General features: G+C 60.1%; 13 protein-coding genes. 10 read left to right on the forward strand and 3 right to left on the reverse strand.

Annotated elements, in window-relative coordinates:
* The 5 genes from mshB (at position 1) to ADM64_RS06815 (ending at position 4,238) form a co-directional block, all read left to right on the forward strand.
* Positions 1-954, forward strand: coding sequence for an N-acetyl-1-D-myo-inositol-2-amino-2-deoxy-alpha-D-glucopyranoside deacetylase (mshB, locus tag ADM64_RS06795; RefSeq protein ID WP_049193660.1), 954 nt, complete (start codon positions 1-3; stop codon positions 952-954).
* Entirely contained in the window at positions 947-1,468 is a 522-nt protein-coding gene (locus ADM64_RS06800) for a hypothetical protein (protein WP_016422392.1), read from the forward strand. Before mshB ends, ADM64_RS06800 begins: the two co-directional genes overlap by 8 nt.
* A 232-nt stretch (positions 1,469-1,700) precedes the next feature.
* Entirely contained in the window at positions 1,701-2,024 is a 324-nt protein-coding gene (gene fdxA, locus ADM64_RS06805) for a ferredoxin (protein ID WP_005509435.1), read from the forward strand.
* Positions 2,025-2,078: 54 nt separating this feature from the next.
* Positions 2,079-3,206 carry a succinyldiaminopimelate transaminase gene (dapC, locus tag ADM64_RS06810; protein ID WP_049193662.1) on the forward strand — a complete coding sequence of 376 codons (1,128 nt, stop codon included), beginning with the start codon at positions 2,079-2,081 and terminating at the stop codon, positions 3,204-3,206.
* Positions 3,207-3,296: 90 nt separating this feature from the next.
* Positions 3,297-4,238: a pseudouridine synthase gene (locus ADM64_RS06815; protein ID WP_049193663.1), complete on the forward strand. Its 942-nt coding sequence runs from the start codon at positions 3,297-3,299 to the stop codon at positions 4,236-4,238.
* Here ADM64_RS06815 and dapD read toward each other — a convergent pair.
* The 3 genes from dapD to ADM64_RS06830 form a co-directional block, all read right to left on the reverse strand.
* A complete protein-coding gene (gene dapD / locus ADM64_RS06820) occupies positions 4,235-5,206 on the reverse strand; it encodes a 2,3,4,5-tetrahydropyridine-2,6-dicarboxylate N-succinyltransferase (protein WP_049193664.1) in 972 nt (323 codons plus the stop codon). The two genes, ADM64_RS06815 and dapD, sit on opposite strands and share 4 nt — an antisense overlap.
* 116 nt (positions 5,207-5,322) lie before the next feature.
* Positions 5,323-6,726: an amino acid permease gene (locus tag ADM64_RS06825; protein ID WP_275043520.1), complete on the reverse strand. Its 1,404-nt coding sequence runs from the start codon at positions 6,724-6,726 to the stop codon at positions 5,323-5,325.
* 124 nt (positions 6,727-6,850) lie between these two features.
* Complete coding sequence (locus ADM64_RS06830; protein ID WP_049193666.1) at positions 6,851-7,843, reverse strand: succinyltransferase; 993 nt, start codon at positions 7,841-7,843, stop codon at positions 6,851-6,853.
* Positions 7,844-7,926: 83 nt separating this feature from the next.
* Between ADM64_RS06830 and ADM64_RS06835 the strand changes: the two genes are divergently transcribed.
* From ADM64_RS06835 to ADM64_RS10690, 5 genes are all read left to right on the forward strand, one after another.
* Positions 7,927-8,817, forward strand: a complete 891-nt coding sequence (locus ADM64_RS06835) for a hypothetical protein (protein WP_241486349.1) — start codon at positions 7,927-7,929, stop codon at positions 8,815-8,817.
* 5 nt (positions 8,818-8,822) lie between these two features.
* Positions 8,823-9,959 carry a succinyl-diaminopimelate desuccinylase gene (dapE, locus tag ADM64_RS06840; RefSeq protein ID WP_049193668.1) on the forward strand — a complete coding sequence of 379 codons (1,137 nt, stop codon included), beginning with the start codon at positions 8,823-8,825 and terminating at the stop codon, positions 9,957-9,959.
* A gap of 69 nt (positions 9,960-10,028) precedes the next feature.
* The gene (locus ADM64_RS06845) at positions 10,029-10,856 is read left to right on the forward strand and encodes a TIGR00730 family Rossman fold protein (RefSeq protein ID WP_049193669.1); all 828 of its coding nucleotides are present in this window, start codon (positions 10,029-10,031) and stop codon (positions 10,854-10,856) included.
* Positions 10,857-10,901: 45 nt separating this feature from the next.
* On the forward strand, positions 10,902-11,714 hold the full coding sequence (gene folP / locus ADM64_RS06850; RefSeq protein WP_048732864.1) for a dihydropteroate synthase: 813 nt from the start codon (positions 10,902-10,904) through the stop codon (positions 11,712-11,714).
* 223 nt (positions 11,715-11,937) lie between these two features.
* On the forward strand, positions 11,938-12,105 hold the full coding sequence (locus tag ADM64_RS10690; protein WP_005509573.1) for a DUF3117 domain-containing protein: 168 nt from the start codon (positions 11,938-11,940) through the stop codon (positions 12,103-12,105).
* Positions 12,106-12,307 lie beyond the last annotated feature (202 nt).

The raw sequence follows: 12,307 nt of genomic DNA on the forward strand, positions 1-12,307 counted from the left end.
GTGAAGTTACTTTTTGTTCACGCACATCCAGATGACGAGTCCATTTGGACAGGTGGTTTGATTGCGGCTGCCGCGCGCTCCGGAGCGTCGGTAAGCGTAGTGACCTGCACGATGGGCGAGCTGGGAGAGGTCATCGGCGCGCCGTACCAGGGGCTAGTTGCTGATGAAGCTGACCAGTTGGGCGGTTTCCGCGTCGCCGAGTTGCGCTCGGCGCTGCGTGCGCTGGGGGCCAATAGCCCAGACAATGCGCCACGTTTCCTCGGTGGTGCCGGGCGTTGGCGTGATTCCGGTATGGCAGGGGACAAGGGTAATGAGCATCCCCGTGCGTTCATGAACTCAGGTGATGAGGCGGTAGCCCAGCTTCGCACCATCCTCGATGAGCTGCAGCCAGACCTGGTCATTACCTACGATGCCGATGGTGGCTATGGGCACCCGGACCACATTCGCGCACACGATATCACTGTCGCGGCGTGCGGAAATCGCTTTCCGACGCTGTGGGCGGTCACCGATCGTGAGGCAATGGTGGCGGGGCTGGATGCCATTACCGTGGTGCCGGAGAGCTGGCAGGCATGCGATGTCGACGACTTCGCTACCGTGACCGGCCGTTTCGAGGTTCAGCTGGATGATGCCGCTGTGGCTGCCAAGGTTGAGGCCATGCGCGCGCATGCGACACAAGTGTGGTTCGCCGATGGTTCCGTTAGCGAGGTCAATCCTGATGCTGTCTATGGGCAGACCGACGGCTCTGGTCGTGCGCGAGCCGTCTGGGCGTTTTCCAATTTGCTGTGTCAGCCGGTGACACCGACTGAGGCATACCGTTTTGGTACGGCGACCGCTGCGTCCCTGGAAGAGCTGGGGGAGCTGGTGAATATCCAATTACTGCCAGAGCCGGTAGCGAGCGTCGACTCTGTACCGAGCGTGGATCTGGAAGCGGAGGGGAGTGCGGACGATGAGTAACCCTCAGCCTCACGAAAGCGAAGACTTGATTAACGCTGCTGGCGGAAAGTTGAAGAACGAGCGCTTGAGTATTGAAAAGCGCACATTCGGGGATGAGCGCTATTGGGGTGACCCGGAACGTTCGCAGCCACGCGAGAACTTCCATCAGGGGGAGGTCACAGTAGCGCTAGTCTGGCTGTCGCTGGCTGCGTTGGCAGCGTTGGTGATTGAAGTAGTTTTCCTCGGAGCGTGGATTACCATCGGCTCGGTTGCTATTCCGTTGCCGTGGACCATTCCGCTGGCCTATATTGCCAATCTGATTATCACCAACACAGCGTTGCTGTGGACACGCGATCGCTCCAAAGCTGCAATTCCGACTGTCATCTGGGTGCTGGGCTTTGCAGGCATTCTGCTGTGGGCAGTGCTGCCCTTCGGTGGGGACTTGGCAATGGGGCAGTGGTTGCGAACAGTGCTGCTGCTTGTTTGCGGTGTGCTGGGCGGTGCCTGGCCACTGCGCCATCTGCGGGCACTCTAGCGAAAACTGCAGCGGATACTGCAGGAGACGGTGAGGAATTGCTGCAGGGCAGGCCCGCATCAATGTGGCCCTTTCTGGAGCCAGTTGAAAACAACACCTACGTTAGGTGTAGACTCCAATCTGAATATACCGCTCTGTCTATTTTGCTCTGTTTCTCGTCGGAACGGCATAATCGACAGATAGCGAAAGCCTCATCCCATATCTTGTGAGAAAGGTTCTTAAACCTAAAACCATGACTTACATCATTGCCCAGCCATGTGTTGACGTCCTCGACCGTGCCTGTGTTGAAGAGTGCCCGGTTGACTGTATTTACGAGGGCAAGCGCATGCTCTACATTCATCCTGATGAGTGCGTGGACTGCGGCGCTTGTGAACCGGTCTGCCCAGTCGAGGCCATCTTCTACGAGGACGATGTTCCGGATGAGTGGGTTGAATTCATCGATGCCAATGTCGACTGGTTCGATGAGCTGGGTTCCCCGGGCGGTGCCGCCAAGCTCGGCCCCCAGGACTTCGATGTGCCATTCGTGGCAGCTCTGCCGCCGCAGGCAGAAGACTAAAACCACAGAGGACTAAACCTATTTCTTTTCCCGGGAAGGATTTCATCACCGCCCATGTCAGCTGCCCGTAAGCGCGTAACTCCCGGTTCTCTTTTGCCTCAGTTTCCGTGGGATTCTCTCACGCAGGCGAAAGCCACTGCGGCTGCGCATGAAGAGGGCATGGTCAATCTCTCGGTCGGCACACCAGTCGATGAAGTCGCTCCGATAATCCGGAAGGGCCTTACCGAAGGTGCTGCCGCACCGGGTTACCCTCAGACCGTCGGCACGCCTGAGCTACGCGCTGCGATTGTTGCAGCGATGGCGCGGCGCTACGGCGTGACGGGACTGGAGTCAGCGGTCAACGGCGGCAATGTGCTTCCGGTCATCGGCACCAAGGAAGCGATTGGCTGGCTTCCCTTCCTCCTCGGCGTAGGCGCGGGGCATACCGTCGTCATCCCCGAGCTGGCATATCCCACCTACGAGGTCGGCGTTCGCATCGCAGGCGCTGAGCTGCTGCGTGCGGACTCGCTGACGCAAATCGGTCCCGCCTCGCCGACGCTGATGTTCATCAATTCCCCGGGCAACCCCAACGGCAAGGTCCTCGGTATTGAACACCTGCGCAAGGTGGTTGAGTGGGCTCGTGCTCGGGACGTCATCGTCGCTTCTGACGAGTGCTACCTGGGGCTCGGCTGGACTGAACAGCCAGTCAGTATTCTCGACCCGCGAGTGTGCGACGGTGATTTCACCAACCTGCTGGCTATCCACTCGCTGTCCAAGACGTCGAACATGGCGTCGTACCGCACCGGCTGGTTCGCCGGCGACGCGGACCTCATTGCCGAGCTGGTTTCCGTGCGCCGTCACATGGGGCTGATGATGCCGGGACCCATCCAGCACGCCACGATCGCCGCGCTTAACGACGACTCCCACGAGGCTGAACAAAAGCAGCGCTACAGTGACCGCCGTGAGATTCTGCATGATGCACTGGTAGCCGCAGGTTTTCGTATCGATGACTCCGAGGGCGGGCTCTATCTGTGGGCTACTCGCGGGGAAGACTGCTGGCAGACGGTTGATTGGCTGGCTGAACGCGGCATCCTGGTCGCACCGGGTAGCTTCTACGGGCCCAAGGGTGCGCAGCACGTACGGGTGGGGCTCACAGCGACGCTCAGCGACATCGAAGTGGCGGCGGCGCGTATTCGCGGCTAGCCCCGGCCAGATGTGCTGGCTCTAGCAGGCCGAATGCTGCAAACGGTGCCGACATCGGCATAGACCAAATCATAAAAAAGGGAGTGTGCCGTGGGACGTGCCGCAGGCAACCGAGATGCGTGGTGGGGCCTCGAGAAGAACCGTAAGACTGCGCAAGTCGATGCCGCCGCTCACGAGTGCGAGGAGTACATCCCCTTTGAGCCGGCAATTGTGGCCGACACCGATGAGTTTCTGGTCGTAGACAAGCCACCTTTTCTGCCGGCGACTCCCAACGGCCGCATCGTGGCCAATACCGTGCAGGAGCGACTGCGACGTAGTCTCGAGGAACCGGAGATAGTGGCCGTTCACCGCCTGGATTTTCTGACCAGTGGGCTGCTGTTGCTTTCCCGGAATCCGGCTACCCGTGCGCGCTACCAGCAGCTTTTCCAAAACCAGGAAATCACCAAAGAATACGAATGCCTCACCGTGATGCCCGATGATTGGCATGTGGGGGAAACCAGGGATGTCACGCTTCTGCTCGATCCCAACCCGGCGGGGCGCGGAGTAAAAGTCGTGGAGACCGACGATTTCGCTCGCGCTGCCGCGAAGAATCCCAAGTTCAAGCTCGCACGCACAACCGTGACCTTCCTCGGCCGAGTAGCCGCGGACATCGGCGATGTGCTGGCGAACAGCCATGGCGGTGGTGCGACCAGCACCAGCATTCCGCTGCACGCAGTCGGCTGTGGTTGTGGGCATTGCGGGAGTCGCATGCAGGTGGGGCGCTGGCGGCTACAGCCCCATACGGGCCGCACGCATCAGCTGCGGGCGACGATGGACTGGCTAGGCTATCCCATTCTCGGTGAGGACACCTATGGCCGGAAAGCGGGGGCGCAGGGGCCGTCGGCAAGCGCGGGCAGCGCGCCAAAGTACACGCCGCAGCTGCGATTGACGGCAACCGCGCTGGCCTTTGTCGACCCCGTCACTGGTGAGCGACGTACCTACCGGAGCGCGCGGAATATCGCGGCCCCGGCAGACGTGCCGACCACCCCTTAGTTAGCGTGCAGCTCCGCGCTGAGCTTCACCTTTTCGGCAGCCCACGGCACAACCTCGACTGCACCAGAGAGCGAGTTGCGGCGGAAGAGCATATTCGATCCGCCCGAGAGCTCGCGGGCCTTGAGCGTCTTCTTCACACCGTCTAGGGCAACGAGGCACTTGGTGCCGGCAGTGATGTAGAGCCCGGCTTCGAGTACGCAGTCATCGCCGAGCGAGATTCCGAGTCCAGCGTTCGCACCGAGTAGGCATCGCTTGCCGACGGACACAACTTCCTTACCTCCACCGGATAGTGTGCCCATGATGGACGCACCACCGCCGATATCGGAGCCGTCGTCGACGACGACCCCCTGAGAGATACGGCCTTCCACCATGGAGTGTCCAAGCGTGCCTGCGTTGAAGTTGACGAAGCCCTCGTGCATGACTGTGGTGCCCTCTGCGAGATGGGCTCCAAGGCGCACGCGGTCAGCGTCACCGATGCGGACTCCGGTGGGAGTGACGTAGTCGACCATGCGGGGGAATTTATCGATGGAGTAGACGGTGACAGGCCCGCGGCGCGACAGCTTGGCTCGGGTTACCTCGAAGCCTTCGACAGCACAGGGGCCAAAATTCGTCCACACCACATTGTTGAGCTTGCCGAAGATGCCGTCCAGGTTGATGCTGTTGGGGGCGGCCAGGCGGTGGGACAGCAGATGGAGACGCAGGTAGGCATCGATGGTGTCGACTGGTGCGTCATCGAGTGAAGCGATGGTAGCTGTGACCAGACGGCGGGTGGTGCCGCGGTCCGCATCGGCTACGGCCAGATCTGCGAGGTAGGTGAAATCTTCGGGCAGTGCGTCGGCGTCGATGGTTCCGGTCGTGGTGGAGGTTGCCACGCCCTCTTCGATGAGCTTGGGGGCGGGGAACCAGACGTCGAGAACAGTATCGTTGTTAAAAGTGGCAATGCCGGTAGCTTGTGCTCCAAATTTCATGGAAAACAGGCTACCGGCATATCCCTATCTATGAAAAGTGCTCCGCAAATGTGTAGCAAGGAAGTGTTCGGATAGGGGTAGCAGGGTGGTTAGACCCTGCAATTAATTGTCATGGGCTAGTTGCTTTCGCTGGACTCGAGAGCCTCGCGGGCCGCGGTGCGGCTCTTCTTAGTCAGTGCAGCGAGCACGGCAAGGAACGCAGTGACACACACAACGGCGATAACCTGCTGGCGAGCACCAGGATCGGTGAGCATGCCAACAGCGAGGCCCAGGATCAGGATGACCGCTACCCAGGACAGTGCCGGGTAGGCCCACATGCGAACGGAAAGCTCGTTGTTGGCCTCCATCTGCGGGCGCAGCTTAATCTCGGACAGGGCGATGACCAGCCAGATCACCAGCAAGCAGCCGCCGACAGCGTTCAGCAGGAAGACCAGGACACTCGAGCCGTCGAAGACAACCTGCAGGCCAACGGAGACGAAGGCGAAGACCATCGACATGATGACCGCACGGTTCGGAACTGCGCCCTCATTGGTGTGGGCGAAGAAGCGCGGTGCCTCACCGCGGGTGGACATCGAGTAGACCAGGCGAGAGGTTGCGTAAATCTGAGCGTTGAACGCGGACAGCAGCGCCAGAACGATAATGGCCTCCATGAAGCCAACGGCACCCGGAATGTTCGCCTGCTTCAGAACCTGGGTGAACGGCGACTCAGCTGCGGAGTCAGCGCCGTCAATCTGGGAGTACGGCAACAGCAGGATGATGACGGTCACGCAGCCCAGGTAGAACACAGAGATGCGGAAGATTACCGAGCGGACAGCAGCAGCGATGGAGCGCTGCGGATCTTCAGCCTCAGCAGCGGCAATTGTGACAATCTCGATACCGCCGAAGGCGAAGGCCACGGCCAACAGACCAGCGGCAATGCCGGACACGCCATTCGGGAGGAATCCGGACTCGGCAATATGCGTCGTACCGACGAAGCTGGTGCCTGGCAGCAGACCGAAGAAAAGAAGAACGCCAATGACCAGGAACGCGATAATCACCGCGACCTTGATGAACGCGAACCAGAACTCGAACTCGCCGAAACCGCGCACATTCGCCAAATTCACTACAGCGAAGAAGACAACACAGATCAGGCCTGGAATCCAGCCCGGAATACCGAACCACGCACCCATGATGGCACCGGCACCGGTAATTTCAGCGCCGAGCACCATGATGAGCATGAACCAGTAGAGCCAGCCGAGGACAAAGCCAGCCGAGGAACCAAAGGCCATCTCGGCATAGGTGGAGAAGCTACCCGGTGTCGGGCGGGCAGCGGCCATCTCGCCGAGCATCTGCATGACGAGGACGACAATGAAGCCAGCGATGACATAGGAAACTAGAACACCCGGGCCAGCTGCCTTAATGCCGACGCCCGTACCAAGGAAAAGACCGGCACCGATTGCGGAGCCAAGACCCATCATGGTCAGGTGTCGAACCTGCAGCCCCTTGCCCAGCTGAGCTGTCTCGCCGGAGGTGGAGGTAATTTGCGATTCGGTCATGTCGCAAACATTACCTCGCTGATAACAGGGGCAATAACCGTATTACGGGTTTACCCCCATTCACCGTTTTGGGGTCAACTAATGTGCCTTCACGAGCACCGAAAGTAGGTTATCCGGCCAGCTCATCCGGCACGTCGGCAAGCTGAGCGAAAGCAGCGGCACCTTCGTCATTGCCCGGGCGTTCCGTGCGGCGGACGCACACCGCCGAGTGGTCCGGGTGATGGTAGAAGTGCATGTTGTCGCGGCCCGAAATTTCCCATGCCTGAATACGGCGGTTCTCCGCGGGGACATCGATGGGCGTATCGGGGGCAATGAGGATGCTTCGGTCAATAATGCAGTCATTACCGAGGCTGACGCCGACGGTGCCGGCCGCGATATCGATGTGGCAGCGCTCGCCAACCGTGAGCGGCTTACGCTGACCGGAATCGTCATGAGCGGCAATGATGGAGGCCGACAGCCCCACCTTTGTGTGCGCGCCAATGACGACACCGGAGGATAGACGTCCCTCAATCTTGCATGGGCCCAGAGTGCCCGAATTCAGCGAGACAAATCCCTCGCGCAGTACGGACGTACCCGGTGCAAGATAAGCGCCCAACCGCACGCGCTCGGCCTCTGCAATGCGGACACCGGCGGGCAGCACATAGTCGACCATGCGCGGCATGCGGTCGATGGCGTAGACGTGAATCAGGCCACGGACGCGCAAGTGGGTACGCAGTTGCTCGAAGTTGTCCGGCAGACATGGCCCCTTGTTGGTCCACGCCACAACATGGAGCAACTCGTAGAGGCCCTTGGTGTTTAGCTGGTGCGGCTTAACCAGGCGGTGGGAGAGCAAATGCAGGCGCAGGTAGGCATCGTGCGGGTCGACAGCCGGCTTGGACAAATCCTCAATAGACGTGCGCACTGCCACCTGCTCCACGCGGCGATCCTCGTCCAAAATCACCTGACGAAGCAGCTGCGGGGTCAAATCAGCGGCGCCGAGCCGGTGAGTGCTCGACTCTACGACCTCATCGCTTAACTGAGGTGCGGGAAACCAAGTATCGAGAACTGTACCGTCCATTGCGATGTTGGCGATTCCCGTAGCGACAGCACCAGATGTAATCATGATTCTTAATATTAGTATCCCTTTAAGGAATCTTCGCGGAAGGATGAACTATGCCCCTAGCTGGCCTTGAAAGCACACAGAAAATGAAGCAGTGGTTCTTAGTTAGCCTCATCATTGCTGTCAGTGTGCTCGGACTCGGCTTCGTCCTGGCCCTGCCGGTGGTCTTCTACGTGGGATTCGCACTGCTGAGTGCTTGGATTCTCGCCGTAGCCAGCTTCTTTGGTTTCGTTTTGCCGCCGCGAGCAATGCCAATTGGCGCAGTCGGTGTGGCTATCGCCGCAGTGGTTGCGCTCATCGCGCCGAACCGTCTTGTGCTGGTTATCGCAGTTGCCATCGCAGTGGGGCTCGGTGGTGGCATGATCGCCCGTCTTCTGCTGGAGCGCAAGAACCGCGATCAGCAGGCACGCATCGACGCCCTGCCGATGTGGGAGCGCGATGAGCTGGGCGATGTCGCCGAAACACTTCGTCCTGCTTATCGACGAGACATCGATCCCACTCCAGTGCAGCTGCCACATGCAACGGCCAAGATTGTCGCGGCCGTCTGCAAGCCGTTGGCCGGTTCTACAGTGATTGTCAGCACGAATGAGCTGCGTCCGGTGATTGCGGTCTATGGCTCCCGTGTGGCTGTGGTCTATGGACCCGGCGCGGGGGTTGTCGAGGAAGAAAGCGGCAACGGAGAGGTGACCGATAATGCGGGGGAGGAGCGGGCGCTGGGGTCGTCGGCAAGCGAAACTCCGGAGGAAATCATTGCTCAAACTCTCCCGGAAGGAGCGAAAACCCTGGTCTTTGAGGTGGCTGATGGGCTTAAGCGTCCGGCGGAGGGGAGAATTGGTGTGACCTCCGCCGAACCGCATGAGCTGGCGCTGTTCCTCGGCGGTGGCGCGCCTGCCAATGGGGATGCGATCAATGGTCGTGCGGCGCATATTCATCACAAAATTCTGGTTTCGCTGGCGCACAATGGTTTGTACGCTTAATTGATGTGAAATCGAAGTTAAATCTGCTCCAAGATCCTGTAGACCTCACGGCGGCACTGGTGGACATCGAATCGGTGTCCCACAATGAGACCGCGATTGCGGATGCCGTCGAGGTGGCATTGCGTGAGGTCGCGCAGGCAGATGAGTCGATTGAGGTCCTGCGCATCGATAACAACGTGATTGCACGGACTCATCGTGGATTGCCGCAGCGTGTGATTCTGGCCGGACACCTGGATACGGTGCCGACTGCGGACAATGTGCCTTCGACGCGTGGGGTAGACGCGCAGGGAAGAGACACGCTCTTTGGCTGCGGAACTGTGGATATGAAAAGCGGGGACGCGGTCTATCTGCATGCTTTTGCGACGCTAGCGGCAAGCCAGGAGCTGCAGCGCGACCTGACGCTCATCATGTACGAATGCGAAGAGATCGCCGCGGAGTTCAACGGGTTGCGGCACTTGAGTGAGTCGCATCCGGAGCTTCTGACTGGCGATGTCGCTCTGCTGGGCGAGCCCAGCGGCAATGTCATCGAAGCCGGTTGCCAGGGCTCTATTCGCCTGCGTTTGACCGCTCACGGCACACGTGCGCACTCGGCTCGGGCGTGGCTCGGCGACAATGCCGTGCACAAGTTAGCGCCGGTGCTGTCACGCATTGCCGCCTATGAACCGCAGACTGTGGACATTGACGGGTTGGCCTACCGCGAAGGGCTCAACGTCGTCTGGCTGGAAGCCGGGGTTGCTACCAATACGCTTCCCGACGAGGCGGTGCTGCGAGTCAACTTCCGATTCGCGCCCAACCGCAGCGCCGATGAGGCCATGGCGCACTTCCGAGAGGTGCTGGGACTCGACGAGTTTGCGGCCGAGGACCTCACCGTCAATGTCGAGGATGTGAGCCCTGGGGCGCTGCCTGGACTGCATGCGGCGGCTGCGAAGGAGCTGGTTGCGGTCGCAGGCGACGTCGTAAAGCCCAAGTTTGGGTGGACCGATGTGGCGCGTTTTTCGGCGCTCGGCATCCCTGCGGTGAACTTTGGCCCGGGTGACCCGGCGTACTGCCACAAGAAGGATGAGCAGATTCCGGTCGAGTGCATAACGGCACTGTGGGAGGATTTGCGGCGGTACTTGACCACCGCGCCGGTGGCTGAGTGAGCCTAGAATCACACCCCGCCCTCGCCGAGCGGGTGCGCGTATGTCATTGCTGGCATACATTGTGAGGTTATGAAACCTGTACGTACTCCGTCCCCAGCTAAGCGCCGTGCACTCCGCGGCCCAATCGCGATCCGACAGGCGGGCGAACCGCAGGCGTCTACGACCGACCGCAGGCTGTTGTCACACAATCCGAACACGGACTGGCTGCACAACGATACCTGGCGTGTGCTGCGCATTCAGTCGGAGTTCGTTGACGGCTTTGGTGCGTTGGCGGAAATCCCGCCGGCGGTGACGGTATATGGTTCGGCACGTCTGCCAGAGGACAGCCCTTACTACCAGTGGGGCTTCGACCTGGGCAAGGCGCTGGCGGAGGCGGGTTACGCGACCATCACTGGTGGCGGCCCGGGCATCATGGAAGCCGCCAACCGCGGCTGCTACGACGCCGACGGCCTGTCCATTGGGCTGGGCATTGAGCTGCCGCACGAGCAGCACTTGAATGACTGGGTCGACCTGGGCATGAACTTCCGCTACTTCTTCGTGCGCAAGACCATGTTCCTGAAGTACTCGCAGGCGTTTATTTGTCTGCCGGGTGGTTTCGGCACGCTCGATGAACTCTTTGAGTCACTGGTGATGGTGCAGACCGAGAAGGTGGAAAATCACCCAATCGTGCTGCTGGGCACCGAGTTCTGGTCGGGGCTGGTTGATTGGATGCGCGAGAAACTGGTGGCCATGGAGCTGATTTCTCCGACTGATATGGACCTTTTCCTGGTCACCGACTCCATTGAAGAAGCGGTCGAGTACATCGAGGCCGCGCACGAAAAGCTGATGGAAGAGTGTGAGCCGACCCCCGACGTTCCCGAAAAGCTCCGCCGAGTCCGTCGCTTCAGCGAGAGGTAAGACGCTGTGCGGAGTTTTTATCAGGACTCCGCGGTGCCGACGGTGATGGCTATCGTCAATCGCACCCCGGATTCCTTCTATGACCGTGGCGCAACGGCTGCGGAGGAGGCCGCGCTTGCTCGCGTGGACGAAGTTGTTGCGGCAGGCGCAGGCATTGTTGACATCGGCGGCGTCAAGGCCGGTATCGGTGCGGAAGTAACTGTTGCCGAGGAAATTGAGCGCGTGGTGCCGACCATCGCGAAGGTTCGCGAGCGCTATCCTGACCTGCACATTAGCGTCGACACCTGGCGCGCCGAAGTCGGGGAAGCCGCCATCAAAGCTGGCGCCAACCTCATCAACGACACTTGGGCAGGCCATGACCCGGAGCTGCTGGAAGTCGCTGGCGCCCACGGGATGGGTTACGTCTGCTCGCACACCGGTGGAGCACTGCCACGCACCAATCCGGTTCGCGTGCGTTACGACGACGTCGTGGACGATGTCATCTCAGAAACCGGCAAGCTCGCCCAGAGGGCAGTGGACGCTGGCGTGCCGGAGGACCGCATCCTCATCGATCCCACCCACGACTTTGGCAAGAACACCTACCACGGCCTCGAGCTTCTGCGGCGCTGCAATGAGCTCGTGGCTACAGGCTGGCCGGTGCTCATGGCGCTGTCGAATAAGGACTTCGTCGGTGAGACTTTGGACCGCCCGGTCGAGCAGCGTGTGCCCGGCACCTTGGCTGCGACCGCCCATGCGGCAGCTGCCGGTGTTGCGGTGTTCCGTTCGCATCAGGTGTCCGAAACTCTTGATGTTTGCCGTATGACTCTGGCTATTTCCGGTGATTTTGCGCCACTGCATCCGGTGCGTGGGCTGGTGTAAGGGGCGTAGTTTGAGGCGCTTCACCCATGCCGCTGCGTGAAACAAAGGACTATGATGAAGAGAAGTAGTCGAAAATGCCGACAGGGATTCTAAACCGGGATCTTGAGCCGGGGTCTTAGACCGAGGTCTTGAACCGGGATTGTCAATCTCCTGGCTACCACAGCCGAGCTGGGGTGGCTGGTCGTCTCCTGCATCGACATTGTCTTAGAACGAAGGAGTTCACATGGCAGCAATGAAGCCGCGTACCGGTGATGGTCCGCTGGAGGCAGTTAAAGAGGGCAAGAAGATTGTAATGCGCGTCCCCGCAGATGGTGGTGGGCGCCTGGTGGTGGAACTGTCCCCGGAGGAAGCCAAGGAGCTCGGTGCAGAGCTCGTGGCAGTAGTGGAGTAGTGAAGTAGCGGACTAGCGGGGTAGTGGCCGGGTCTGACCGGTTTTGACCTAGCGGCGACCTACACCAGTGGTGTAGGTCGCCTTTTCTTCTTCAGGTGATAACGGTTCGAATGAGGGGTTATGAACAAAAAGTACAGGCTGCAAATGTGAAACTGTGCGAGTTTATGACACTTTCAAGCCGGTAGGGTCAGGCGGTCATTGC

The sequence above is a fragment of the Corynebacterium sp. 401_CJEI genome, assembly GCF_001076435.1.
GTDB classification, from domain to species: Bacteria; Actinomycetota; Actinomycetes; order Mycobacteriales; family Mycobacteriaceae; genus Corynebacterium; species Corynebacterium jeikeium_D.